Origin of the sequence: Actinomadura sp. 6N118, assembly GCF_044326415.1 — a bacterium.
Taxonomy (GTDB): Bacteria; Actinomycetota; Actinomycetes; order Streptosporangiales; family Streptosporangiaceae; genus Spirillospora.
Map to the genome: position 1 here is coordinate 208080 of NZ_JBIRAZ010000010.1, position 24971 is coordinate 233050.

Annotated in this window: 25 protein-coding genes and 1 riboswitch; of the genes, 10 read left to right on the plus strand and 15 right to left on the minus strand. The window is 69.4% G+C overall.

Annotation, left to right across the window (positions count from 1 at the left end):
- Positions 1 to 81: 81 nt before the first annotated feature.
- Entirely contained in the window at positions 82 to 1545 is a 1464-nt protein-coding gene (locus tag ACH34W_RS26375) for an aminotransferase class I/II-fold pyridoxal phosphate-dependent enzyme (RefSeq protein WP_395963751.1), read from the plus strand.
- A 62-nt stretch (positions 1546 to 1607) separates the two neighbouring features.
- A complete protein-coding gene (locus ACH34W_RS26380; RefSeq protein WP_395963752.1) occupies positions 1608 to 2720 on the plus strand; it encodes a YihY/virulence factor BrkB family protein in 1113 nt (370 codons plus the stop codon).
- 19 nt (positions 2721 to 2739) lie between these two features.
- On the opposite strand, the gene ACH34W_RS26385 is transcribed toward ACH34W_RS26380, so the two are convergent.
- The 3 genes from ACH34W_RS26385 to ACH34W_RS26395 form a co-directional block, all read right to left on the minus strand.
- Entirely contained in the window at positions 2740 to 3438 is a 699-nt protein-coding gene (locus tag ACH34W_RS26385) for a polysaccharide deacetylase family protein (RefSeq protein WP_395963753.1), read from the minus strand.
- A gap of 231 nt (positions 3439 to 3669) precedes the next feature.
- Positions 3670 to 4707, minus strand: a complete 1038-nt coding sequence (locus ACH34W_RS26390; RefSeq protein ID WP_395963924.1) for an NAD(P)H-dependent flavin oxidoreductase — start codon at positions 4705 to 4707, stop codon at positions 3670 to 3672.
- A gap of 5 nt (positions 4708 to 4712) precedes the next feature.
- On the minus strand, positions 4713 to 5687 hold the full coding sequence (locus ACH34W_RS26395) for a helix-turn-helix transcriptional regulator (protein ID WP_395963755.1): 975 nt from the start codon (positions 5685 to 5687) through the stop codon (positions 4713 to 4715).
- Between the two features lie 53 nt (positions 5688 to 5740).
- Between ACH34W_RS26395 and ACH34W_RS26400 the strand changes: the two genes are divergently transcribed.
- The gene (locus tag ACH34W_RS26400; protein WP_395963756.1) at positions 5741 to 6658 is read left to right on the plus strand and encodes a 2-hydroxyacid dehydrogenase; all 918 of its coding nucleotides are present in this window, start codon (positions 5741 to 5743) and stop codon (positions 6656 to 6658) included.
- 34 nt (positions 6659 to 6692) lie between these two features.
- Here the strand turns inward: ACH34W_RS26400 and ACH34W_RS26405 are convergent, their stop codons facing one another.
- From ACH34W_RS26405 to ACH34W_RS26420, 4 genes are all read right to left on the minus strand, one after another.
- Complete coding sequence (locus ACH34W_RS26405; protein WP_395963757.1) at positions 6693 to 7301, minus strand: TetR/AcrR family transcriptional regulator; 609 nt, start codon at positions 7299 to 7301, stop codon at positions 6693 to 6695.
- On the minus strand, positions 7294 to 8394 hold the full coding sequence (locus ACH34W_RS26410) for an NAD(P)-dependent alcohol dehydrogenase (protein ID WP_395963758.1): 1101 nt from the start codon (positions 8392 to 8394) through the stop codon (positions 7294 to 7296). The genes ACH34W_RS26405 and ACH34W_RS26410 overlap by 8 nt, the downstream gene beginning before the upstream one ends.
- A 5-nt stretch (positions 8395 to 8399) precedes the next feature.
- The gene (locus tag ACH34W_RS26415) at positions 8400 to 9653 is read right to left on the minus strand and encodes a cytochrome P450 (RefSeq protein WP_395963760.1); all 1254 of its coding nucleotides are present in this window, start codon (positions 9651 to 9653) and stop codon (positions 8400 to 8402) included.
- 79 nt (positions 9654 to 9732) lie between these two features.
- The gene (locus tag ACH34W_RS26420) at positions 9733 to 10932 is read right to left on the minus strand and encodes an Ig-like domain-containing protein (protein WP_395963761.1); all 1200 of its coding nucleotides are present in this window, start codon (positions 10930 to 10932) and stop codon (positions 9733 to 9735) included.
- 163 nt (positions 10933 to 11095) lie between these two features.
- Between ACH34W_RS26420 and ACH34W_RS26425 the strand changes: the two genes are divergently transcribed.
- Positions 11096 to 11626, plus strand: coding sequence for a Uma2 family endonuclease (locus tag ACH34W_RS26425; RefSeq protein ID WP_395963763.1), 531 nt, complete (start codon positions 11096 to 11098; stop codon positions 11624 to 11626).
- A gap of 9 nt (positions 11627 to 11635) precedes the next feature.
- Here the strand turns inward: ACH34W_RS26425 and ACH34W_RS26430 are convergent, their stop codons facing one another.
- The 3 genes from ACH34W_RS26430 to ACH34W_RS26440 are packed head-to-tail and all read right to left on the minus strand — an operon-like array spanning position 11636 to position 14694.
- On the minus strand, positions 11636 to 12403 hold the full coding sequence (locus ACH34W_RS26430; protein WP_395963764.1) for a crotonase/enoyl-CoA hydratase family protein: 768 nt from the start codon (positions 12401 to 12403) through the stop codon (positions 11636 to 11638).
- Positions 12403 to 12882, minus strand: a complete 480-nt coding sequence (locus ACH34W_RS26435) for a PaaI family thioesterase (RefSeq protein ID WP_395963766.1) — start codon at positions 12880 to 12882, stop codon at positions 12403 to 12405. Before ACH34W_RS26435 ends, ACH34W_RS26430 begins: the two co-directional genes overlap by 1 nt.
- 45 nt (positions 12883 to 12927) lie before the next feature.
- A complete protein-coding gene (locus ACH34W_RS26440) occupies positions 12928 to 14694 on the minus strand; it encodes an acyl-CoA dehydrogenase family protein (protein ID WP_395963767.1) in 1767 nt (588 codons plus the stop codon).
- 66 nt (positions 14695 to 14760) lie between these two features.
- On the opposite strand from ACH34W_RS26440, the gene ACH34W_RS26445 reads away from it, so the two are divergent.
- Positions 14761 to 15489: a PaaX family transcriptional regulator C-terminal domain-containing protein gene (locus ACH34W_RS26445; RefSeq protein WP_395963769.1), complete on the plus strand. Its 729-nt coding sequence runs from the start codon at positions 14761 to 14763 to the stop codon at positions 15487 to 15489.
- Between the two features lie 26 nt (positions 15490 to 15515).
- Here ACH34W_RS26445 and ACH34W_RS26450 read toward each other — a convergent pair whose 3' ends face one another.
- Both ACH34W_RS26450 and ACH34W_RS26455 read right to left on the minus strand, forming a co-directional pair.
- A complete protein-coding gene (locus tag ACH34W_RS26450) occupies positions 15516 to 16640 on the minus strand; it encodes a zinc-dependent alcohol dehydrogenase family protein (protein WP_395963770.1) in 1125 nt (374 codons plus the stop codon).
- Between the two features lie 11 nt (positions 16641 to 16651).
- Positions 16652 to 17071, minus strand: a complete 420-nt coding sequence (locus tag ACH34W_RS26455; protein ID WP_395963772.1) for an acyl-CoA thioesterase — start codon at positions 17069 to 17071, stop codon at positions 16652 to 16654.
- A 201-nt stretch (positions 17072 to 17272) separates the two neighbouring features.
- On the opposite strand from ACH34W_RS26455, the gene ACH34W_RS26460 reads away from it, so the two are divergent.
- Positions 17273 to 17902 (plus strand): hypothetical protein, encoded by a 630-nt coding sequence (locus ACH34W_RS26460; protein WP_395963773.1) that lies wholly within the window; start codon positions 17273 to 17275, stop codon positions 17900 to 17902.
- A gap of 87 nt (positions 17903 to 17989) precedes the next feature.
- Here the strand turns inward: ACH34W_RS26460 and ACH34W_RS26465 are convergent, their stop codons facing one another.
- Genes ACH34W_RS26465 through ACH34W_RS26475 form a run of 3 tightly spaced genes read right to left on the minus strand, consistent with a single transcriptional unit; the run spans position 17990 to position 21474 of the window.
- A complete protein-coding gene (locus ACH34W_RS26465; protein WP_395963775.1) occupies positions 17990 to 18139 on the minus strand; it encodes a hypothetical protein in 150 nt (49 codons plus the stop codon).
- Between the two features lie 36 nt (positions 18140 to 18175).
- Positions 18176 to 19171 carry a ribonucleotide-diphosphate reductase subunit beta gene (locus ACH34W_RS26470; RefSeq protein WP_395963776.1) on the minus strand — a complete coding sequence of 332 codons (996 nt, stop codon included), beginning with the start codon at positions 19169 to 19171 and terminating at the stop codon, positions 18176 to 18178.
- A gap of 23 nt (positions 19172 to 19194) precedes the next feature.
- Positions 19195 to 21474, minus strand: a complete 2280-nt coding sequence (locus ACH34W_RS26475) for a ribonucleoside-diphosphate reductase subunit alpha (protein ID WP_395963777.1) — start codon at positions 21472 to 21474, stop codon at positions 19195 to 19197.
- Between the two features lie 99 nt (positions 21475 to 21573).
- A riboswitch (cobalamin riboswitch) is annotated at positions 21574 to 21789 on the minus strand.
- Between the two features lie 144 nt (positions 21790 to 21933).
- On the opposite strand from ACH34W_RS26475, the gene ACH34W_RS26480 reads away from it, so the two are divergent.
- The 4 genes from ACH34W_RS26480 to ACH34W_RS26495 all read left to right on the plus strand — a co-directional run bounded on the left by ACH34W_RS26480 (position 21934) and on the right by ACH34W_RS26495 (position 24968).
- Entirely contained in the window at positions 21934 to 22572 is a 639-nt protein-coding gene (locus ACH34W_RS26480) for an MFS transporter (protein WP_395963778.1), read from the plus strand.
- A 74-nt stretch (positions 22573 to 22646) separates the two neighbouring features.
- The gene (locus ACH34W_RS26485; RefSeq protein ID WP_395963779.1) at positions 22647 to 23369 is read left to right on the plus strand and encodes a YcnI family protein; all 723 of its coding nucleotides are present in this window, start codon (positions 22647 to 22649) and stop codon (positions 23367 to 23369) included.
- Positions 23366 to 23983, plus strand: coding sequence for a copper resistance protein CopC (locus ACH34W_RS26490; protein ID WP_395963781.1), 618 nt, complete (start codon positions 23366 to 23368; stop codon positions 23981 to 23983). The genes ACH34W_RS26485 and ACH34W_RS26490 overlap by 4 nt, the downstream gene beginning before the upstream one ends.
- A gap of 79 nt (positions 23984 to 24062) precedes the next feature.
- On the plus strand, positions 24063 to 24968 hold the full coding sequence (locus ACH34W_RS26495; protein WP_395963782.1) for a LysR substrate-binding domain-containing protein: 906 nt from the start codon (positions 24063 to 24065) through the stop codon (positions 24966 to 24968).
- Positions 24969 to 24971 lie beyond the last annotated feature (3 nt).

Below are 24971 nucleotides of genomic sequence, written 5' to 3' on the forward strand. Positions count from 1 at the left end.
CCTACCCGAGGGCGGCCGGGCCATTCAGGCCGATGCCCGGGGGCAAAGTTAACAAGCAGTCTGTACGGGAACGTGCAGCTTATGGACCATTCGGAGACTCCGGTACTGGACGCGCTCGCGGCCTACCAGCGTCGAGGCGACACCCCGTTCACCCCGCCCGGGCACAAGCAGGGACGGGGGGCCGATCCGCGCGTCCGGGAGGTGCTCGGTGACGCGGTCTTCACCCATGACGTGCTGGCCGTCTCCGGGCTGGACGACCGGCGGTCCACGCACAGGGTGCTGGAACGGGCGCAGGAACTGATGGCCGACGCCGTCCACGCGGAGAAGACGTTCTTCTCGACCTGCGGCAGTTCCCTGTCGGTCAAGTCGGCCATGTTGTCGGTCGCGGGCCCCGGCGAGAAGCTGCTCATCGGCCGCGACGCCCACAAGTCGGTGATCTCGGGACTGATCATCAGCGGGGTGCGGCCGATCTGGGTGGAGCCCAGCTGGGACGCCGATCGCAACGTGGCGCATCCGCCGTCGCCGGAGGCGTTCGCCAAGCGGTTCGAACAGCACCCGGACGCCCGTGGCGCTTTGGTGACCAGTCCCACGCCGTACGGCACCTGCGCGAATCTGGCCGAGATCGCCGAGATCTGCCACCGGTACGGCAGGCCGCTGATCGTGGACGAGGCGTGGGGCGCGCACCTGCCGTTCCATCCCGATCTGCCGTCGTGGGCCATGGACGCGGGCGCGGACGTCTGCGTGACCAGCGTCCACAAGATGGGGAGCGGCCTTGAGCAGGGCTCGGTCTTCCACCAGCAGGGAGATCTGGTCGATCCGACCGTTCTGAAGGCCCGCGAGGACCTGCTCGGCACCACGAGCCCGTCCGTGCTGCTGTACGCGGGCCTGGACGGCTGGCGGCGCCAGATGGTCGAGCAGGGGCGCGAGCTGCTGCAGGCGGCGCTGGACCTGGCCGCCGACGTGCGCCAGGAGGTCGAAGGCCTGCCCGGCCTGCACGTCAGCCGGGACGAGTTCGTCGCCCCCGGGAAGGCGTTCGACCTGGATCCGCTGCAAGTGATCATCGATGTCTCCGAGCTCGGCGTGCTCGGCTACCGGGCGGCGGACTGGATCCGCGAGCACCACCACATCAACCTGCACCTGTCCGACCACCGGCGCATCAGTGCCCAGCTGACGTATGCCGACGACAAGGACACGGCCTCCACGCTGCTCACCGCGCTGCAGGACCTGGTCGATCACGCGGACGAGCTGCGCGGCGGGCCGGAGGTGAAGGTCGCCGATCCCGATGATCTGCAGCTCGAACTGGTCGTTCTGCCCCGTGACGCCTTCTTCGGGCCCGCGGAGCAGGTGTCCGCCGACGAGGCCGTCGGGCGGGTCAGCGCCGAGATGCTGACGCCCTATCCGCCGGGCATCCCGGCGGTTCTGCCCGGCGAACGCATCACCCAGCCCGTCCTGAGCTACCTGCGGAGCGGGGTGGCCGCCGGAATGGTCGTGCCGGACGCCGCCGATCCCGAGCTGGGCAGCATCCGCACGTACATCGAATCCTGACGCCCGGCATCCCCCCGGATTAAGCGGGTAAGAGGCCGCAACGCGGCAAGGAGGCGGATTCGGTGACCGAGAAGATGACACCCGGCGGGAAGGCGGGCGAGGGGAAGGCACCCCGCGACAAGGCGGCCGAGACGAGCACGAAGACGTCCGAGACAAGCCACAAGTCGTCCGAGACGAGAACGAAGACGTCCGAGCCGAGCGCGCGGCGCTCTGATAAGCCCATCGAGGGTCCGGCGCAGATCGGCCTACGCGGCTGGTGGGGCGTCGCCAAGCGGACCGTTAGGGAGTTCCAGAGGGACAATCTCGTCGACTGGGCCGCCGCACTGACCTACTACGGGATCCTGTCGGTCTTCCCTGCCCTCATCGTCGTCGTCTCACTGGTCGGGTTGTCGGGTGTCTCCGGCACCCGGACGCTCGTGGACAACGTGCGGCAACTCGCGCCGAGCAAGACCCGGGACACCGTGATCAGCATCATCGAGAGCCTGCAGGGCACCGCGCCGACGGCGAGCGTCTTCGCCGCGATCGGCCTGGCGGTGGCGCTGTGGTCGGCGTCGAAGTACGTCGCGGCCTTCATCCGGGCGGTCAACGCGATCTACGAGATGCCGGAAGGGCGGCCGATGTGGAAGCTGGCGCCGCTGCGGCTGGCGCTCACGCTCACCATGGTCGTGCTTCTCGGCGCCAGCGCGCTCGCGGTCACGTTCACGGGCCGGTTCGCCGAGTGGGCGGGCGACTTGTTCGGGTTGGGCTCGGCCTTCGTCACGGTCTGGGGCATCGTCAAGTGGCCGGTGATCCTGCTGGTGGTGATGGTGGCCATCGCGACGCTCTACTGGGCGGCGCCGAACGTGCGGCAGCCAGGCTGGCGCTGGATTACGCCGGGCAGCGCGTTCGCGATCCTGGCGTGGATCGCCGCCTCGGGGGTCTTCGCCCTGTACGTGGCGAACTTCGGCTCGTACAACAAGACCTACGGCGCACTCGCGACGGTCGTGATCTTCCTCGTGTGGATGTGGGTGTCGAACGTGGCGATCCTGCTGGGCGCCGAGCTCGACGCCGAACTGGTGCGGGCGAGGCGTATGGAGGAGGGCGTGCCGGAGGACGCGACCCCCTACGCCGAGCCGCGCGACACCCGCAAGATCGATGACACGAACGGCCGTGAAGGCGGCATCGGCAAGCTCTAGCGGACCTGGCTGACAGGCTCTAGCGGATCTGGATGTAGTCCTCCAGCCGGGCCACCGCGAAGCCCTGCTTGCGGATGCGTTTGAGCAGGTTGGCGAACATCTGGGTCATGGTCTTGCCCTTGAGCTCGGCAGGTCCGCGGAAGTGGGCCAGGATGATGTCTCCCGGCCGCAGGCGCTTGTCCGGCTCGTCGTACTGCATGTCGTTGATCTGCATGGACTCACGCCACATGACGATCGCGCGCACTCCGCATCGGGCGGCGGCGGTCTGCGTGCTGTCGCCGTACCGGCCGAACGGAGGCCGGAACAGCGTGGGCCGCACCCCGTACTCCTTGGCGAGAATCTCTTGCTGGCCGCAGATCTCCTGCCGCTGCTCCTTCTGGCCGAGCATGCTCATCACCGGATGGGTCATCGTGTGGTTCTGGATGTGGTTGCCCAGATCACGCAGGCGCCTGAAGTACGCGTAGTCGTCCTTGATCGCGTCGTTCGTCAGGAACATCGAGATCGGGACCCGCAGATCGGTCATCATCTGCACGAACCTCGGGTCCTTCTCCTTGCCGTCGTCGATCGTGATGAAGACGACCTTGTCGCGGGTCGGGACCCTGGTGATGATCGGCGCCTTGCCCTTGGCGAGCTTGACCGGCTTGTCGGCGGGCGCGGGCGGAGCAGGCCGCAGGGGCTTGAGCCCCCAGCGCGCCCACACGGCGGGATCATCTCTCACGGCGACGGCCGTCGCCGGTGAGGTCGGCGGTGCTGTCGGGCTGAGCCCAGCGGTGGCGCGGCATCCGCTCACTCCCATCAGCACAGCCGCGCCTGCCAGCGCCCAAACCCCGAATCGTCCCCCATGCCGCATCCCGCCGGCCTCCCCCGATGCCCGCCCTGACGATCTTTACGCCGAAGGTATCGGTGAAGCGCACCAGGTCAACACGTGGGTGCCACCCGTCCACGCCCATCACACGGTGGCGGCGGCCAGTTCGCTCAGCAGCCGGGCTGCGACTTCGGCTGCGGGTGCGTCGGTGGCGAGGCGGAACGACTCCCCGGCCCAGAGATTGACGACGTCGGCGTCTCCGCGCGCCGCTGCGGCCCTGCGCAAGGGTGAGGTCATGTAGTGGACGTCCGGGTATGCCACGGGCGCGAACGGCGAATGCTCGACCATGAACCGGTTGACCAGACCGCGCGCGGACCGGCCGCTGAAGGCCCTCGTCATCGCGGTCTCGGTGAACCTCGGATCGGCCAGCGCGGCCTTGTGCACAACGCTCGCACCACTCTCCGGGCAACGCAGGAAGGCGGTGCCGAGCTGCGCCGCGTCCGCCCCGAGCGCGAGGACCTCGGCGACGTGCGTGCCTGTCGCCAGCCCGCCTGCGGCGAGCAGTGGCAGATCGGTCGCCTGCCGCACGGCCGGCAGCAACTCCCGGAGCGGCGTGCCCTCGGCTCCAGTGAAGGTACCGCTGTGCCCGCCGGCCTCCTTGCCCTGAACGCAGAGAGCGCTCGCCCCCGCCATCGTCGCAGTGCGGGCCTCAGCCACCGAGGTCACCGTGACGATGGTGATCGTGCCCTTCTCCCGGAAGGCCCTGAGGACCTCAGGCTCCGGGCAGCCGAACGTGAAGCCGACGATCGCGGGTGGATCGGCCAGCAGATCGGCGACCTTGGCATCCCAGTCGTCGGAACGATCACCGGCCGCCCCGAGCTCGACTCCCAGGCGTTCGGCCTCGGGGACGAGCCGCTGCCGGTAGGCCGCGACCACTGCCTCGTCGACACGATCGTGCGAGGGCATGAAGAGGTTCATCCCGAACGGCCGGGAGGTGGCCTTCCGTGTCTCCTCGATCTCCTCGCGCATCCGCGCCGCGGACTTGTACCCGGCGGCCAGGAAGCCGGTGACGCCGGCCTCGGACACGGCCGCCACCAGCGTGGGGGTCGATCCACCGCCCGCCATCGGCGCCTGGACGAGAGGGCTTGCCAGCACTTCAGACAGCTCGGGCACGTCGGACATCTCGTTCACCCGTCCAGTGTCTCCGATGGGATGGCCGCCACCCGGAAGCGGTCGGCCAGAACGCTCAGGTGGTCGGCCAGCGCGGCGGGCTCGATCACGCTGAAGCCGAAGCCGAGACTCCCCAGGAACGAGGCGAGGTCGTGGATGTCGTCCGCCCCGGTGATGAAGAGGCAGGAGGTGTCATCGATGGCCTCCAGCATTCCCGCTTCGGGGGGAAGCCGTTCCGTGGCGGCCTCCAGCGAGACGTGCAGCCTGATCCTCGCCTGGTGACTCCTGGCTCTGGAGCTCACGCCCCGCATGACGTACGCGGCGGCATCGCCCTCGGGTGGCTCGCGCGGCGTGAAGCGCGGTCCGTTCGGTGTGCGCAGCCGCATCCTGTCCACCCGGAACGTCCGCCAGTCCTTACGGCCCGTGTCCCAGGCGGCCAGGTACCACCGGCGGCCGGTGTAGACGAGCCGGTGCGGCTCGGCCGCGCGTATGGTCGGCGCTCCGTCCTGAGTCAGGTAGTCGAACCGCAGAGTCTCGTGATCGCGTACGGCCGCGGCGATACCGGTGAGGGCCGCCGCGTCCACGCCGGGACCCCGCCTCGCCACCGACACCGTGGCCGCCTGCAGCGAGCTCAGCCGGCGCCGTAGCCGGGACGGCAACATGCTTTCGAGCTTGGCGAGCGCACGGACCGAGGTCTCCTCCATGCCCTCGACCGTCCCGGCCGCGCTCGTGCTCAGCGCGACGGCGACCGCGACCGCCTCCTCGTCGTCGAGCAGCAGCGGCGGGAGCTGCGCGCCCGCCCCCAGCCGGTAACCACCCGCCGTCCCGGTCGTGGAGTGCACCTGGTAACCGAGGATGCGCAGCCGCTCCATGTCGTTGCGCACCGTCCTGGTCGTCACCTCCAGCCGTTCGGCGAGCTCGGCACCCGACCACTCCCGCCGGGCCTGGAGCAACGCGAGCAGTTTGAGCAGCCGTACGGACGTCTCCAGCATCCAGCAATCCTCTCGCAGAGTGCGTGGCCTGGGCATTCGCCAAGATTGGCAAGATGGGACGTATGCGAATCCTGCTGCACTACGACATGGACTACAGCGAGCCTGGCCTGGACGTGGTGAGCTGCCCTGAGGAAGACGACGAGCGGCTGTACGAGCTGCTGCCGGACGCCGAGGTCATCTGGCACGTCCTGCGCCCGTTGACCGCCGCCGACATGGACCGAGCCCCGAAGCTGAAGCTGATCCAGAAGCTCGGCAGCGGCGTGAACACCATCGACTTGGACGCGGCGGCGGAGCGCGGGATCGCCGTGGCCAACATGCCCGGCCAGAACGCGCGGGCCGTCGCGGAGACCTCACTGCTGCTGATGTTGGCGACGCTGCGGCGGGTCGTCACGTTCGACCGCCTCACCCGGGAGGGCCGGGGATGGCCCGCCAATCCGGGCCTGGTCGGGGGCGAGATCGCGGGCCGCACGGTCGGCCTGCTCGGCGGCGGGGAGATCGCCGGGCTGCTGCGCGGCATGCTGGAGGCGATGGGCGCGGAGGTCATCTTCACCTCGCGGACGCCGCGGCCGGACGACCCGTCCTGGCGGGAGCTGGACGACCTGCTGCGGGCCAGCGACATCGTCTCGGTGCACATCCCGCTGACCGGCGAGACCCATCATCTGCTGGACGAACGCCGGCTCGCGCTGCTCCCGTCCGGGGCCGTCATCGTCAACACCGCGCGCGGCGCCGTGATCGACGAGGCCGCCCTGGTCGAGGCGCTGACCTCGGGCCATCTCGGCGGCGCCGGGCTCGACGTCTTCGAGGAGGAGCCGGTCAAGGCGGCCAATCCGCTGCTCGCCCTGGACAACGTGGTCGTCATGCCGCACGTCGCCTGGGTGACGACCGAGACGTGGCAGCGCTACTTCACCGTGGCGACCGAGAACGTCCGCCGCCTGGCCGCCGGCGAGGATCTCCTCCACCGAGTGCGCTGATCACCCGCCGAGTGATCTCTGCCGAGTGCGCTGATCATCCGGCGCTGAGGGACGACAGGACGAAGTCGACGGCGGCGGCCGCGTGGCGGGAGGGCTCGGCGGCGATGCGCGGGCGTTCCCGGCCGGGCGTCAGCACGATCGCGCTGAGCACCCGGCCCATGATCGCGTCGATGACCAGCTCGGGCGGGGTCCCGGCGGGCAGCTCGCCGCGTTCGACGGCGGCCCGGACGAGCTCGCGCGCGGCGTCGAAGCGGGCCCGCGCGATGTTCAGCACCGTCTCGTCGAAGAGCGGCGGGTAGAGCGAGGCCTCGATCAGGACGCGCGGCAACACCAGCGCCTTGGGGCCGACGAACATGTCCACGACCTGCTCGGCCATCAGGGTCAGGCAGGCGCGCAGGTCCGTGGGGTCGGCCCAGTCGGGCGGCGGCTCGGCCAGGAGCTCCAGCGCGGCGGCGAGGAGGCGTTCCTTGTCGGGCCAGCGGCGGTACAGCGCCGCCTTGCCGACCCGGGACCGGCGGGCGACGGCATCGAAGCTGAAACCCGCCCAGCCGAGCTCCCCGTACACCTGCAGGGCTGCCCGCAACGCCCGCTGGTCGATCTCGGGGTCCGGCGGGCGCCCCTTGCGGCTTGCCGTCTCAGCCACCGGGCAGCAACACGGGTTTGATGACCTTCCCGGACAGCCAGTCGGCCTCGGCCTGGTTGATCTGGTCGAGCGGGTAGGTCGTGATCAGCTTGTCGAACGGGAACCGGCCCTGGCGCCAGAGCTCCACGAGCTTGGGGATGAACAGCTGCGGGACGGCGTCGCCCTCGATGATGCCCTTGACCGTGCGGCCCATCAGGAGCAACGAGGGGTCGAGCCGGTACTCCTCACTGCCGACGCCGACCAGGCCGCAGACACCGGTCGTGCGCAGGCAGGCGACCGCGGCGGAGACGATCGCCGGCACGGCGGTCGTGTCGAGCGAGTACTGGACGCCCTCGCCACCCGCGATCGACCTGATCTGCCCGGCGAGGTCGTCGTCCGCTCCGTTCAGCGTGTGCGTGGCGCCGAGTTCGCGCGCCAGGTCGAGCCGGGACTCGTGCAGATCGACCGCGACGATGGTGGTGGCACCGGCGACGCGGGCGGCCATCACGCCGGCAAGGCCGACGGCGCCGACCCCGAAGACGGCGATGCTGTCACCGGCCCCCACGCCGAGGGAGATCAGCACGGACCCGGCGCCGGTCTGCATGCCGCAGCCGAGCGGACCCAGCCGCTCCAGCGGCACGTCCGGATCGACGGTGACCGTGTTGCGGACGGTGGTGAGCGCGTGGGAGGCGAACGACGACTGCCCGAACCAGCGGTTACGGACCGCCGCGCCCTCTGCGTCATTCGCGCGCGGCACACCGTCCAGCGGGAGGGACAGCATGTTGAGCTCGGCCATCATGACGCAGTTGCCCGGGCGGGCGGCGCGGCAGTTGGTGCAGGCTCCGCAGGAGTCGATGGACAGCACGACGTGCGCGCCCACCGCCACGTCGGTCACGCCAGGCCCGACTGCCTCGACGACCCCGGCGCCCTCATGGCCGAGAACGACCGGCTTGCCCACCAGGTCGCCGGGGACGCGGCCGAGCAGGTCGGTGTGGCACATCCCGGTGCCGGCGATCCGGACCAGCAGCTCGCCCGGGCCCGGCTCGGCGAGCTCGACCGGCTCGACGCTGTACGGGGCGTCGGCGGCACGCAGCACCGCGGCGTCGATGCGCATCCCGGTCAGCCCTTCAGGGAGTAGCGGACAGGCAGGCGCTTGAGCCCGCCGACGAACGTGGTGGCCACGCTCTCGGGCTCCCCGGCGAGCTCGATCGACTCAAGCCTCGGCAGCAGTTCCTCGAAGAAGGCGCGGACCTCTATCCGGGCCAGCGCGGCACCCAGGCAGTAGTGCACGCCGAAGCCGAACGCGAGGTGCCTGTTCGGATCGCGGCCGACGTCGAAGCGGAACGGGTCATCGAAGATCTCTTCGTCCCGGTTGGCCGACGGGTACGACAGCAGCACCGACTCGCCCTTGCGGATCGTCACGCCGCGCAGGTCGTAGTCCTCGGTCGCGGTGCGCATGAACTCCTTGACCGGCGTGACCCACCGGATCATCTCGTCCACCGCGTACGGCATCAGCGCGGGATCGGCGCGCAGCCTGTCGAGCTGATCCGGGTGCTCGATGAGGGCGCGGAGGCCGCCGGAGATCGTGGAGCTCGTGGTGTCGTGCCCGGCCGTGGCGATGATGACGTAGTACGAGGCGGTGTCGAAGTCGTTCAGCGGCTCGCCGTCGACGCGTGCGTTCGCGATCGCCGAGGCAAGGTCGTCGGTGGGTTCGGCGCGGCGGGCCGCGGTGAGCTCTTGGAAGTAGGCGAAGAAGTCCAGCAGGACAGCGAGCTGCTCCTCGGGCGTCGTGCCACGCCGCATGTCGGAGTCGTCTCCGCCGAACAGCTCCTGCGTGAGCTTGAGCATCCGGTCGAAGTCCGACTCGGGGAGCCCGAGCAGCGACAGGATCACGTACAGCGGGTAGTGCACGGCGATCTGCTGGACGAATTCGCACTCGCCGCCATGCTGGATCATGCGGTCGACGTACCGCCTGGCCAGCTCCTTGACCCTGTCCTCCAGGGCGCGCATCGCCTTGGGCCGGAACCAGTCCGCGCCGATCGCCCGGATCACGCGGTGGTCCGGGTCGTCCATGTGGACGAGCGTGCGCAGCGCGATGCCCTGCTCGGCGCGCTCGCGGTTCATCGCGTCGTACTCGGCGGTGCCCAGGATCGGGCGCGGCGCGTTCAGGAAGAGCGCGTGATTGCGCTCGATCTCCATGATGTCGGCGTGCTTGGTGATCGCCCAGAACGGGTTGTAGCCCGGCGGGTCCGCGACCCAGTGCACCGGCGCCTCCCGACGCAACAACGCCATCGCGGCGTGGAGGCTCCCCTCGTCGGCGTACGCGCGCGGGTCGGCGAGCGCGCGGCCCGCCTCGTCCACGGTCAGACTCATGGCGTCCCCTTTTCCGGACGGATTCCGTCTGAAAGTACGCTAGTAAGTCCTCTCTTACCGGTCAAGCACCCATGATCATCTAATTCAGGGCGCTGCCGGACCGCCACTGCTTCCAGCTCAGCTGCCAGTAGCTCCAGCCGTTCGTCCACGGCAACCGGCGTGCGGTGCCCGTGACGTCGACCACATCACCCCGCTGCGCGATCCCGAAGAACCAGCGCGACCCGTCCGGCGTCGTCCGCACGCACCCGTGGCTCTGGTTGGAGACCCCGAGGTACTGGAACTGCCCGTTGCTCTGGTGCACGTACTCACCGGACGCGCTGATCCGCACCGCCCAGTTGACCATCACGTCCCAACCGTTGTTCTTGTCCTTCGGGTCGATCCCGGACCCCTCCGAGGTCATGCGTTCCACCCGCTTCTTGTCCATGACGAGGTGCACGCCGCTGGCGGTGAGGAAGATGTCCTCCCCGTTCACCGACTTCCCACCGGCCCCCGTACTGACCGGAAGCGTCCGGATCACCCGCCCATCCCTTCGGACCGTCATCCGATGGGTGCGGGAGTCGACCGTGCTGATCTGTGCCGCCCCCACCGCGAATCGCCGCGTCACATCCGCCGCCCCGTACACGCCCTTCGCCGCGGCCACGCCGGTGAGCCGCGCGGTAAAGCGGACCTTCTGATGCGCCGGCCAGTACCTCTTCGTCCGGTAAATCACCTGCGTGGAGCTCACCCACCGCCACGCGCCCTCGACCGGCTTCTGCGCCTTGACCTCCAGCACCCGCTCGACGGCCGCCCGATCGGACACCGGGCGGTTGAACGTGACGATGATCGGAGCACCCACGCCGATCTTCTCCGAGCGATCGCTCATCGGGGTGATATCGGCGATGCCGAACGTCTTACCGGGCTTGAGCGTACGAAAACGGCTGGTCACCGTAGTGGTCTTGGCGCCCCGCGTCGCCTTGGCGGTCACCTCGTACGCGGCGTCCGGCTTCAGCCCGCGTTTCGCCCGCCATCCCGTGCGGTCCGACGTGAACCCGCCCGCGACGACCAGCCCGCCGCCGGTCCGGACGGTCACCTCGGCGAGCGTGCCGCCGCCCGCCGTCACGGTGACCCGGCTGTCCGGACGCACCCGCGACGTACCGTCACCCGGAGTGACGGTGACCAGCGGCGCCCCATCCTCCCCGGAAACGGTGGAACCGCGCCCGGACTTCGAATCTCCACCACTACAAGCCGCCGCGGTGGTCAACGTGAGCAGGACCGCGAGCGCGGCCGACCTGAGCTTCAAAGCGTCTCCAGGGGGTGATCAACAAAGGGGACACTATGTATTGCCCGATCGGCGATATTTGTTTCGCTCCGGAGAGTGACCACCACTCACCAGTTCGGCACCCTAGGATGGATGGCGACCGAGAGGGGGCTTACAGGTGCGCACATATGACCGCCTGCGGCCAGTGGCCCAGGAGATCATGGAACGCCTGGATCATGCCGTCGAGCTGGACGACCGGGGGATTCACGTGATGATGAGCCCGGTCAACCGGCATGAACTGGCCGTAGGCAGGCTCCAGGAGCAGTTGGTCAGGCAGGTCCGGGACGGTTTGCACGTGCATACCGGAGACCCTCAGATTGACGACCCGGTGACGGGGCGCATGCGCCGCCCCGATCTAGTGGTGGTGCCCTGGGCCGCACTCGATCGTCCTGGCTATCTGCGGCCGAGCGACATCGAGCTTGTCGCCGAGGTCGTTTCGGTGCCCAATCCGGAGAACGACTACGAGAGCAAGACAGCCGACTATCCGGCCATGGGCATTCCCGTCTATGTGATCATCGACCCGCGCACCTCAGTAGTGACGGTGCTCACCGAGCCGCATTCGACGCCGCAGGGGCAGCGGTACCGCAATCGCACCGAATACAACTTTGGTGAGACGGCGAAGGCGGGCGCGTACGAGATCGAGACGAGCGCGTTCTCGCCTTATCGGAAGGACTGACCGCGGCCTTCAGATGTCGGTGAAGGTGCCGTGGCGGCCTGCGCCGGCGGCGAAGCGGGCGGCGCCGGTGAGTGCTTCGTGCTGGGCGTTGGTCCCGTGGCTCAGCTCGTTCGCGAGTGCCTCCTCTTCGGAGAGGCCTGCCTGTTCGAGGGTTGAGAGGCGGTCTCCGCGCATGCAGGTCTGCGGGAAGCGGGCGATTTCGGCCGCCAGTGCCTCGGCGACCTCGCGTGCCTTGCCGGGTGGCACCAGGCGGTTGGCCAGGCCGATGTCGAACGCCTCCTGGGCGGAGACGGGGCGGCCGGTGAGGATCAGGTCCATGGCGCGGCTCTCGCCGATCAGGCGGGGCAGGCGTACGGTGCCGCCGTCGATCAGCGGTACGCCCCAGCGGCGGCAGAACACTCCGAACGTCGCGTCCTCCTCGACCACGCGCAGGTCACACCAGAGCGCGAGTTCGAGGCCGCCGGCGACGGCGTGGCCGGACACTGCGGCGATGACCGGCTTGGACAGCTTCATCCGGGTCGGGCCCATCGGGCCGTCGGCGGGGAGGGGGTCAACGCGGTTGCCGCGGCCGGCGCCGATGCCCTTGAGGTCGGCTCCGGCGCAGAACGTGCCGCCCTCGCCCCAGAGGACTGCCACGGAGGCGTCATCGTCGGCGTCGAACGCGCGGAAGGCGGCAGCCAGCTTGGCGGCTGTGGGCCCATCGACCGCGTTGCGCACCTCGGGTCGCGACAGGATGACGGTCGTGACGGGGCCTTGGCGTTCGGTGCGTACGGTCATCAGCGCTCCCCGAAGTGCTCTTCGGGGACTGCGATGAAGAGGGCGGCGGCACGGACGGCCAGCTTGCCGTCGACATGGCCTTCGCCCTCCAGGTAGGCCTTGCGGCCGTCGACTCCGGTGCACCAGGCGCGGAGGTGGACGGTCGAACCCACCGGCACGGGAGCCAGAAAGTCCGTTTCCAGGCGTCCGGTCACGTAGCGCTCGCCGAGCATCCAGGCGACCGAGCCGAGCGCCTCGTCGAGGGCAGCCGCCAGGATCCCGCCGTGGGCGAGGCCCGGCGCGCCTTGGTGCGCCTCCACCACGGTGAACTCGGTCTCCACGACCTTCCCGTCAAGGCCCGTGTGCTTGAGCCGGATGCCATCCGAGGCCTGGTCACCGCACCCGAAGCAGCTGGCGAACTCAGCGGGCGGGTGCTCCTTCAGAGCGGGCACGATCGCTCCGGGCGGCGGGGTGGTCTTGGCCGAGGCGGGTGTGGTCAACAGGGCTCCTTCACAAGCGAATCCGATTCGGTCTCGACGATACGCTCAGTTCCGGTCGTCGATGAGGGCGCCCGCTGCAAGCTCTTCGAAGCGATCGAGGTCCTCGGCGGGGGCGTCAATGTCACGCAGCGGGCCACGGTCGGCGAGATGGTTCCGCGCGTACAGGCGGGCGATCAGTGCCTTGCGGTCGCCGTCCTGCTCCACCAGCAGCGCCGCCGCGTACACGTCCGCCATGTATTGGGCGAGGGGGAAGAGCCGCGCCTCGGCGGTTTCGGCGTCGAGGCTCTGCCAGCGCTTCACTGCTTCGCGGAGATGTCCGATCCGTTCGTTCACCAAGGAGATGGTGGCGTCGTCACCGCCCGGTGCGTGATGGACGGCTTGTTCCAGTCTTTCGAAGAACGGTTCGTGGGCTTGCTCGCGGAGCATGGCTCGCCGGACGTCGAGGCAGAGGATGTTGTCTCCGCCCTCCCAGATCGGGTTCACCTGGGCGTCGCGCAGGATCCGCGCGACGGGCCACTGCTCGATGTAGCCGTTGCCGCCATGGATCTCGATGGCGTCGCTCGCAGCGGTCACGCCTAGGCGCGCTGCCCGCAGTTTGATGAGGGGAGCTCCGATCCGGAGGCGTGGCCTTCCCAGGTATCCATCGAAGACCATCGCCTGCACGGCCTCGGTCTCCACGATCAGCTCGGCCAGCTTGCGGCGCATCAGCGGCTGCTCGTACAGCGGCGCACCGAACGCCTCGCGGGCACGGGCGTAGCAGAGTGCCTCGACGAGCGACCGCCGCGCGCATCCCAGGCCCATCATCGAGATGCCCAGCCGCGCTCCGTTCGTGAGCTCCATCATCCGGGCGAGCCCCTTGCCGTCGCCTTGGCCTCCCGCCCCGGGCGCCAGGCCTTGGCCTCCCGACTCGGGTGCCAGCAGGAACGCCTCGGCGTCGGTGAACTCGATCTCGCCTGAGGCCACCGAACGTGTGCCGAGCTTGTCCTTGAGCCGCCTGATCCTGATGCCGTTCCGCGAGCCGTCGCGTCGTTCACGAAGGATCAGGAACGGCGCGACTCCTCGCACACCGTCTTCGGCGCCTTCCGGCTTGGCCAGCACCACGAACGCCGAGCCATTGGCGTTCGAAGCGAACCACTTGAAGCCGTTCAGCCGCCAGGCGTCACCGTCGCGTGTAGCCGTCGACTCCAGCGCACCCAGATCGGACCCGCCCGAACGTTCCGTCAGCATCTGCGCGGCCTCGCCGGAGAACATCCCCGCCGAGAACAACTCCCGCACCCGCGCTTTCACGTCCTCCGGCGCGAAGAGTTCGGACAGCCCCACGACCATGTCCCCGCCCGTCCCAAGCGCGCAGGCCATCCCGATGTCGGCCTGATCGAGCAGGTAGCTCCACGCCACCGCCATCGGCGCAGGGTCCACCCCGGCCGCCCGGGCCTCCGCGAAGAACTCCGGCCGCGTGAAGCTCGTCGCCACCAGTTCGCTTCGCGCGGCCTCAAACGAGGGAGGCATCACGACTTCGCTGATGTCCCGTCCCCACCGGTCGTACTTCTCCAGCCGCGGCGGGTTGCGGTCGGTCTCCTCCGCCCACGCCGCGACCCGCCCGCCCATGAGCTCGCCGAGGGCCTCCAGCCGGGGCTCGGCCCAGGCCAGCCCCTCGTCGCCCAGGTACCGCCGCATCAGGAACCGCAACGACGGATCGCACGTGTACCAGTTGAGGCCGGCCGCCCCCTGATAGCGCTCCGTCGCGTACCGCCGGGCCTTCTCGGGTCCGCCGAACGGAAGCCGGTCCACCGGTTCGATCAGATATGAGGCCATGCCCGGACATTACACTTTTACTGTATGCGACGGAAGACTGTAATCCGGGTACAGTCCCGGTCAGTCATGACGAACACTCTCGGCCTCCGCCCGCTGACCGCGCGTTCCGTGGTCCTGAGCACGCTGCTGGGCTCGCACCCGCCGCGCCTGCGTGCCCGCTATCTGGTCCGCGTGGGCGAGTTGTTCGGCATCGCTGAGGGCACGATCCGGGTGGCGCTCTCCCGCATGGTCGCGGCGGGCGACCTCGTTCAGAGCGACGGCGAGTACGCGCTGACCGAACGCCTCCTGGCCCGGCAGGACCGCCAGGACGAGAGCCGCTTCCCGCGCACCCTCCCGTGGGACGGCACCTGGGAGATCGCCGTCATCACCGCCGAGCGCCGCCCCGCCGCCGACCGTGCCGCCCTCCGCCAGGCCATGGCCGCCCTCCGCCTGGCCGAGCTACGTGAGGGCACCTGGCTGCGCCCCGCCAACCTGAGCCGCCCCCGGCCCGAGATCGTCGCCCAGCAGTGCACGTTCCTCGCCGGCCGGCCCGAGGACGACCTCACCGCCGTCCTCTGGGACCTCGACGACTGGACGGCCAAGGCGCACGCCCTGACCACCGCACTCGACGAAGCCGACAGCCTGGCCGACCGTTTCACGGTGGCCGCCGCCGTCCTCCGCCACCTGCTGAACGACCCGCTCCTCCCGGCCGAATTGCTCCCGGCCAGCTGGCCCGGCCCCGGCCTGCGCGCCCACTACGAACGCTTCGAAGTCGACTTCAACCGCCTTCTCACCGACCACGTCCTCGCCCCCTGACCAGTGTCAAAAGGTAATGACCAGCGTCAGAAGGTGATGACCTGGCGGACCGCCTCCGCGGTATGGAGGCGGTCGAAGCCCTCGTTGACCTCGTCCAGGGTCAGGCGGTGGGAGAGCAGGGCGTCTACCGGGAGCACCCCGGACCTGTACATGTCGATGAAACGCGGGATGTCGCGACGCGGGACCGAGGAGCCCAGGTAGCTGCCGCGCAGTGTCCTCTCCTCGGCCACCAGGCTGAGGGCCGGGAGGGTCAGGTTCTGGCCGGGGGCCGGGAGGCCGACGGTGACGGTGGTGCCGCCCGCGCGGGTCGCCGCGTACGACTGTTCCAGGACGGGGACGACGCCGGTGGTGTCGATGACCTTCTCGGCGCCGCCGCTGGTGATCTCGCGAACCTGCTCAACCGCGTTCGGGCCGCCCTCGACGGTGTGGGTCGCGCCGAGCCGCCGGGCGAGGTCGCGCTTGTGCGGAACGACGTCGATCGCGACGAGAGTGGCGGCGCCGGCGGCCTTGGCGGCGATCAACGCGGCCAGGCCGACACCGCCGAGACCGAAGACGGCGACGCTGTCGCCAGGAGTGATCCGTGCGCTGTAGAGCGCGGCGCCCGCGCCGGTGAGGACCGCGCAACCGAAGAGCGCGGCGGTCTCGAAGGGGAGGTCCCGATCGACCTTCACAGCGGAACGGGCGGACACGACGGTGTATTCGGAGAACGCCGAGACGCCGAGGTGGTGGTTGGGGCGGGTGCCGTCTGCGGCCTCGAACCGACGGGCGCCGCCGAGGAGCGTGCCCGCGCCGTTCGCCAGCGCACCCGGGCCGCAGAGTGCGGGACGCCCGCCCACGCAGCGTTCACAGTGCCCGCAGGCCGGGACGAACGCCAGCACGACGTGGTCGCCCGGCTCGAACTCGGTGCCCTCTCCAACCTCGACCACCTCGCCCGCCGCCTCATGGCCCAGCGCCATCGGCAGAGGGCGGAGCCGGGACCCGTTGATCACGGAGAGGTCGGAGTGGCAGAGCCCGGCTGCGCCCACTTTGATCAGAAGCTCGCCGGGGCCCGGCGGATCGAGGCGGAGGGCGGTGACCTGCAGCGGCCGGGACTCGGCGTACGGAACGGCGCGACCAGACTCGACCAGGACGGCGGCACGGGTGTCCGTCACCTGAACTCCAGTCATGCGATCACCAGCTTCTGCATCTCGGCGCGGACGGGGTCGACGATCTCCGCGGGACGGCGGTTCTCGCGTCCGACGAAGACATGCACGAAGTAGCCCTCCGCGATCAACGCCTCGTCGGAGCCGCGGTAGAGGCCCGCCTCCCAGCGGACGCTGGACCGGCCGAGCTTGCCGACCCGGAGCCCCAGCTCGATGGTGTCGGGGAAGGCGACCTCACCCTTGTAAACACAGTGCGACTCCACGCACAGGGCGATCCGGTCGCTGCGCAGCGGATCGAATCCCGCGGTCTTGATCATCCACTCGTTGATCGCGGTGTCCATCAGCGAATAGTGGACGGCGTTGTTGACGTGCCCGTAGACGTCGTTGTCCTTCCACCGTGTGGGGACGCTCTGCCAGTGCAAGTAGTCGCCGTTGTTCACGGCGGAGATTCTACGTACTCCCGGGTAACCCCAATAGGCGGCACCCCTGTGCTTCGATGTCGATCCATGAAGGGAATTCCACCGCAAGACCGCTCGCCGTATCCGCTGCCAGGCCAATTCGATGAGCCGCCCCAGGCACCGTTACGAGGCTCGGCGTTCACCCCGTCCGCCAGGGGCGTCAGGCGCCGGGGCCTTTCGAGGTTGCCGAAGGGGGCCAAGTGGGTCCTCGGCATCGTCTTCGCCGGTCCGTTCGTGACGATCGCCGTGGTCCTCGCCGTGATGTTGCTCGCCACCTTGGACAAGGCCGACCAGGCCAACAAAGCCTTGGACAAGCTGGAGCGGAAGCCGTCCCCGTTCACCTGGACCACGTTCTTCGAGGACGAGCGGCACTTCACGATGCGGATCAACGAGACCACCGAGACGTATGACCGGACCGGCGAAAAGGTGCTGGAGGGCAGCGCGGGCTGCCTGGCCGGGGCCCTCGACGCGGCGACGCGGGCGCTGCTGACCAAGCTCGGCTGCGACGGCCGCATCGAGGCCTCGTTCACCACGCCGAGCAAGGCCCAGGTGAGCGTGCACGTGCTGCGGCTCAAGGACAAGGCTGCGGCCGAGACAGCCGAGCAGCAACTCAAAGCCGCGGGCATGCGGTTCGTGACGGCGGCCTCGGTGCCCAAACGGATCGGCGCGCGGTACGGCAACGTCGGATCCGGCTCCCGGTACGCGGTCGTCACTACCGCGGTGTCCCCACGGCAGAAGGACGCGCAGCGCATCGCGAAGCGCGGCGGCGGGTTCATCCACGCCGAGACCACCGTCGTGGCGATCTGGGTCTAGCCGGAGTCCGTTCGGACAGCAGATTTGGTCAGTGGCGCTTGCCTCTTGGTCAGTGACGTTTGCTACTTCGTCAGTGGCGCTTGTTCGTTAGTGGCGCTTGCCTCGGAACTTGGCCAGCACGCTGCGCGCCTTCGCCTTGTTGCGGGGGTCCCGGGCCATCCGCTCGGCCCTCGCGCGGGCCTGCTGGCCCTGAGGACTTCGCATCCAAGCCTTGATCTTCGCCATGAGAGAAGCCACATCGTCCTCCTAGCAGTCCTGGAACCTGATCTACCCTCAGAAGGCCTCGTCGAACGCCACAATTCCCTCCACACCGATCTGGTACGCCGATACCCGGCGTTCGAAGAAGTTCGACAGCTCCTGCACGTCCTGCAGTTCCATGAACGCGAACGGGTTGGCCGTCCCATACCGCGCGGGCATGCCGAGCCGGGCCAGCCGCTGATCGGCGACGTACTCCAGATAAGCGCGCATGTCCGTCGCCCCCATGCCCGGCAGGCCGTCGCCGCACAGGTCGTACGCGAACGCCATCTCGGCCTCGACGGCCTCCTCCAGCATCCGCGTGACCTGCTCGTTCAGCTGGGTGTCGAAGAGGCCCGGCTCCTCCGCCCGCACAGTGTCGACGACCGAGAACGCGAACTCCATGTGCATCGATTCGTCCCGGAAGACCCAGTTGGTGCCGGAGGCCAGCCCGTTGAGCAGCCCGCGCGACCGGAGCCAGTAGACGTAGGCGAACGCGCCGTAGAAGAACAGCCCCTCGATGCACGCCGCGAAACAGATCAGGTTGAGCAGGAAGGCTCGCCGGTCGTCGGCCGTGCGCAGCTCGTCCAGCTTGCCGATCGAGTCGATCCAGCGGAAGCAGAACTCCGCTTTGGCCCGGATCGAGGGGATGTGCTCGATGGCGGCGAACGCCTTGACGCGTTCGTCGTGATCAGGCAGGTAGGTGTCGAGCAACGTCAGGTAGAACTGGACGTGCACGGCCTCCTCGAACAGCTGCCGCGACAGATAGAGCCGCGCCTCGGGCGCGTTCACGTGCTTGTAGAGGTTGAGCACGAGGTTGTTGGCCACGATCGAGTCACCGGTCGCGAAGAACGCGACCAGCCGGTTGACGAGATGCAGCTCAGCCGGTGTCAGCCGGGCCAGATCGGCGAGGTCAGTGGCGAGATCGACCTCCTCCACCGTCCAGGTGTTGCGGATCGCGGCCCGATAGCGCTCGTAGAAGTCGGGGTAACGCATGGGCCGCAGCGTCAGGTCCATACCGGGATCGAGCAGCATGCTGTGTTCTCCGGTTCGCCCACTCACTGGCAGGCCTCGCAAGCTTCGGGATTTTCGAGAGAGCACACGACCGCCTCGGTCGCGGAGATGGTGGTCTGCGTGATCCGGGTGGCCGGACGTGAACGCAGGTAGTAGGTGGTCTTGAGGCCCGCACGCCACGCGTAGGCGTACATCGAGGACAGCTTCCCGATGGTCGGCGTCTCCATGAAGAGGTTCAGCGACTGGCTCTGGTCGATGTAGGGGGTACGGGCCGCGGCCAGGTCGATCAGCGCCTTCTGGGGCAGCTCCCACGCGGTGCGGTAGAGCTCGCGGTAGGACGCGGGCAGGTCAACGAGGCCCTGGACGGAGCCGTTGGCCTGCTTGACGGCGTCGCGCACGGCGGGCGTCCACAGACCCAGCTTCTTGAGGTCCGCGACCAGGTAGTTGTTGATCTGCAGGAACTCGCCGGACAGCGTCTCGCGCTTGAAGAGGTTGGAGACCTGCGGTTCGACGCACTCGTAGCAGCCCGCGATGGACGCGATCGTGGCGGTCGGCGCGATCGCGATCAGCAGCGAGTTGCGCAGTCCCGTCTCGGCGATCCGTGCGCGCAGCGCCTCCCATTCGGCCCTGCGGCGCGGTGTCGCATCGGGGAAGTGGTCGACGTGCAGCTGACCACGTGCCGTGCGCGTCCGGTCGTACGCGGGGAGCGGCCCATGCTCGGCGGCCAGGTCGGCGGACGCGCCGTACGCGGCCAGGGCGATCTCCTCAGCGATCGACGTGGACAGCTCGCGCGCCTCGGCCGAGTCGAACGGCAGCCGCAGCTTGAAGAAGACGTCGGCGAGGCCCATCACGCCGAGCCCGACCGGACGCCACTTGCGGTTGGCGCCCGCCGCCTCGTCCGTCGGGTAGAAGCCGCGGTCGATCGTCCGGTCGAGGAAGCGCACGGCGGTACGGACGGTCGCGCGGAGCCGCTCCCAGTCCACGCCGTCAGGCCCGGCGTGTGCGGCCAGATTGATCGAGCCGAGATTGCACACGGCGGTCTCGCCGTCGCTGGTGACCTCGATGATCTCGGTGCAGAGATTGGACAGGTGGACCACATTGCCGGGCTCGGCGGTCTGGTTGCAGGCGCGGTTGGCGGCGTCCTTGAACGTCATCCAGCCGTTCCCGGTCTCGGCGAGCGTCCGGATCATCCGGCCGTAGAGGCGCCGTGCCGGGACCTTCCGTACGAACCGTCCCGCGGCCTCGGCGGCCCGGTAGGCGGTGTCGAACTCCGCGCCCCACAGGTCGGCGAGCTCGGGCACCTCCTTGGGGTCGAACAGCGACCAGTCCGCGTCCGCCTCGACCCGGCGCATGAACTCATCGGGGATCCAGTTGGCGAGGTTGAGGTTGTGGGTGCGGCGGGCCTCCTCGCCGGTGTTGTCGCGCAGCTCCAGGAACTCCTCGACGTCGGCGTGCCACGGCTCCAGATAGACACAGGCCGCGCCCTTGCGCCGGCCGCCCTGGTTGACCGCGGCGACCGACGAGTCGAGCGTGCGCAACCACGGCACGATGCCGTTCGAGTGACCGTTGGTGCCACGGATCAGCGAGCCGCGCGACCGCACCTTCGTCCACGAGATGCCGATGCCGCCCGCGTACTTGCTGAGCCGCGCCACCTGCGCGTACCGCTCGTAGATCGACTCCAGCTCGTCGCGCGGCGAGTCGAGCAGGAAGCAGGACGACAGCTGGGAGCGGCGCGCGCCCGAGTTGAAGAGCGTCGGCGAGCTCGGCAGATAGGACAACGTGCTGAGCAGGCCGTACAGCTCGGCGGCCTCCTCGACGGTGTCGGACAACCCGCAGGCCACGCGCAGAAGGAAGTGCTGCGGCCGCTCCAGCACGCGCCGCGAACGCGGGTGCCGCAGCAGATACCGGTCGTACAGCGTGCGCAACCCGAAGTATTCGAAACGATCGTCCGCGGACTCGTCGATCAGGGCGTTCAACGCCTCGGCGTGCACGGCGACGAACTCGGCGGTCGCGTCGTTCAGCAGGCCCTCGGAGTGGGAGGCCGCCACGGAGCCCGCGAACGACCGCACGCCCTCGTCTGCGGCCTCGTCGGCGATCAGTGTGCTCAACAGCCGCGCCGCCACCTTGGAGTACGCGGGTTCGACGGCCACCAGCGCGGCGGCCTCGCCGATCGCCAGCTCCCGCAACCCAGCGGCGCCGAGGTCGTCACCGGCCCGGATGGCGATCAGAACACGCTGCGGATCGGTGTCGGGCAAGCCCGCACACGCGCGGACCACCTCCGCGTCGATGCCGATACGCGGCGGAGCGATCAGTTCCTGTGTCACGTGCTCTCTTCCCTCGCGAGCTCGCCTCGTCAAGGGCGCACGCGAACAAGAGCACGGCTGACCGCCGCAACCTGTCCAGCGACCCTCCCACGAGGCCATGGACCAACAGTTCATGCAGGCAGGTCTTCGGACTCGCGGGCAACACACCTGATGAGGTGCGGCCTAGTGGCCGTCGCTTCCCGGCCCGTCTCGACGGGCCAGTGCTTGATGACGGCGGTCGTTCCCGCTCACCGCTGCGGGGCAGTCCCGGATTTTCACCGGGTTCCCTCTTACGACGCCCCCGCCGACAGGGTGGCCTGCCGCGAGATCACGGGGACTCGGCGTGATCTCGCCGCAGTCCACCCCCGACGGCGGGGGCGAACCAGCACGGGCAAGACCCTACATCTTGGTCGTGACCAAAGCCGACACCCAACATGTTGGGCGTGTCACAGGACGCCGCACCCTGAACCCGGAGGGGGCATGGAGATCACCGGGGAGAGATGGCACGATGGGCCCGCAATGTCGCCACGCCCGTTCTTCCGCCTCGGCAGGGCGGTGGTCTTCACCACCGTCTGCCTGACGCTGGCCACGATCGGGCACTCCCTGACGTCTCCGGCCGAGGTGCCGGCCTGGGCGATCATCGTGGGGTTCGCCGGGTTGCTGGTGGTGGCGGGCGCGCTCGCCGGGCACGAGCGTTCGCTGGCGACCATCACGGGGGGCCTGCTGGGCGGGCAGTTCGTGCTGCACAGCCTGTTCGCGAACGCGTCGGCGCCGGTCGAGCACCACGTCCAGACGGGCATGGCCGCGTCCGAACCGGCACACGGCTCCGGGCTGGGCATGACGCTGGCGCACGTGGTCGCCGCCGTGATCTCGGCCTGGTGGCTGCGGCGCGGTGAACGGACCGCGTGGGCGCTGACCCGGCGGATCGCGGCGCAGGTCGGACGGCCCGTCCGCGATCTGTTCGCCGTTCTCCTCGCCGCCGCTGAACCCGTGGCGCCACCCGTGCGTACCCCTGTGCGACGGGCGCCGGTCCCCATCGGCCCTACCGGTCGCGTGCTGCGGCACGAGGTCGTACGCCGCGGTCCACCGCACCGTTCGAGGGCGCTCGCGCACAGCTGAGCGCCGTACGTCACCGGACGCCGCCCCCGGCACTCCGGCTTCTCCTCGTACCCGCTCGAACGGAGCTCTTCCGCATGTCCATATCGCTGCACGCCCGCAAGGGCGCCGCCGTCACCGGCCTCGCCCTCGTCTCGGTCCTCGGTCTTGCCACCGCCGCGTCCGCCCACGTCACGGTCAACCCCCGCGAGGCCGAGCAGGGCGGATACGTCAAGGTCGCCTTCCGCGTACCGAACGAACGGGACAACGCGGGCACGACCAAGGTCCAGGTCGATCTCCCCATGGACCACCCGCTCTCGTCCGTGTCGGTCCGGCCGACCCCGGGCTGGAAGGTCAAGGTCGAGAAGTCCAAGCTCAAGACCCCGATCAAGGCCCACGGCGGCGAGCTCACCGAGGCCGTCTCCCGTATCACCTGGTCCGGCGGCAAGATCGAGCCCGGCCAGTTCCAGGAGTTCGACGTGTCGATGGGCCAGATGCCCACCGACACCGACCGGCTGATCTTCAAGGCCGAGCAGACCTACTCCGGCGGCGAGGTCGTGAAGTGGGACCAGGTGCCCCAGGCCGGCCAGGAGGAGCCGGAGCACCCGGCCCCGATCCTCAAGCTGACACCCAAGGGAGCCGCGGCCACAGGCGCCGGGGCCTCCGGCGCGCCGACGGTCAAGACGGTGGCGGCCGCCACCTCGTCCGCGAAGGCCGACGACGGCACGGCCCGACTGCTCGGCGGCCTGGGCCTGGCCACCGGGCTCATCGGCATCGCGATCGGCGGGTACGGCATCTCGCGTGCAAGGAGCCAGTCATGACGTTCCCGATCCGTACAGCCCCGACCCGTACCGCCCTGGCCCGTACGGCCTCGATCCGTACCGCCCTGGCCCGTACCGCCGCGGCGGCCGGTGCCGTCAGCGCCGTGCTGGCCCTGACCGCCGCACCCGCCTCCGCCCACACCGCGCTGCGGGACTCCGACCCGAAGGCGAAGTCCACGGTCGAGTCGCCTGCCCAGATCACGCTGACCTACAACCAGCCGGTCACGATCCCACGGGTGATCCTCAGCGACGACAAGGGCAAGCAGCACACTTCGGAAACGCCCAAGGCGGTCGACAACAAGGTCACGCAGCCGGTCGCCGGGACGCTGCCCAACGGCGACTACACCGTGGGCTGGCGGGTCGTCTCGGTCGACGGCCACCCGGTCAGCGGCAGCTTCACGTTCACCGTGAAGGGCTCGTCCGCGCCGACCGGGATCACCAAGACCCAGGCCGCCGGTCCGGCGCCGACGATCACGTTGAATCAGACCACCGCGCCGGCCGCGGCGGAGGACTCCGGCGGCTCCTCCGGCTGGTTGTGGATCGGCCTGATCGCCCTGGTCGTCGCGGCCGCCGCGGGAACCGGAGCCCTGCTCAAACGCCGCCGCACCGGCTGAGCGGAACGTATGGAGATCACCTCGATACGGCGAGTGATCTCCGTTGGAGGTATGCCAAAGCCCTCCTTATGATTCGAGAATGCTCGAATCGCGGCACATCCGTACGTTCCAGGAAGTGGTCCGGGAGGGGTCGTACTCGGGCGCCGCACGCGCGCTCGGGTACACCCAGCCCGCAATCACCCAGCAAATGAAGGCGCTGGAACGGGCGGTGGGGATGCCGCTGTTCGTCCGGGCCGGCCGCGGGCTCCAGCTGACCGAGGCGGGCACGGTCCTGGCAAGGCATGCCGATGTCATCGTCGGCGACCTCACGGCGGCGCAACAGCAGTTGCGCTCGCTGGCGCGGCTGGAGGCCGGCCTGGTCCGGATCTGCGCGTTTCCCAGCGCGAACGCGACGCTCGTTCCGGACGCGATGGCCCGCCTGCTTGCCAGCCATCCGGGTGTACGGGTCGAACTGCAGGAGGCGGAGCCACCCGAGTCGGTGCATCGGCTGGTCCGTGGCGAAAGCGACATCGCCCTGGCGTTCACCTATCCGGGGCCGCAGGCCGAGGTGCCCGAAGAGCTGCTCGAAGTCCCGTTGATGGAGGATCTGCTCACCGTCCTGCTGCCGACCGGGCATCCGCTGGTCCGCCACCACGCCGTACGCCTGGAGGACCTGTCGAACGAACGATGGATCGCGGGCTGTCCACGTTGCCGGGCCAACCTCCTGCACCTGTGCGCGGAGGAAGGCTTCGTCCCGGACATCGTCTTCAGCACCGACGACAACCTCGCTGTTCAGAGCCTCGTCGCGGCCGGAGTCGGCATCGCTCTCATGCCCGCGCTCGTCCTGTCCTTCCTCTGCCATTCCAAGGTGACGGGACGGGTTGTGGCGCGGCAGCCGACACGAAAGGTCTCGGCATACGTCCTGCGTGACCACTTGCGGATCCCCGCCGTCGAGTTGGTGGTGGAAGAGCTCAAGGCCGCGGCCGCCACCCGCGTGGGCTGCTGACCG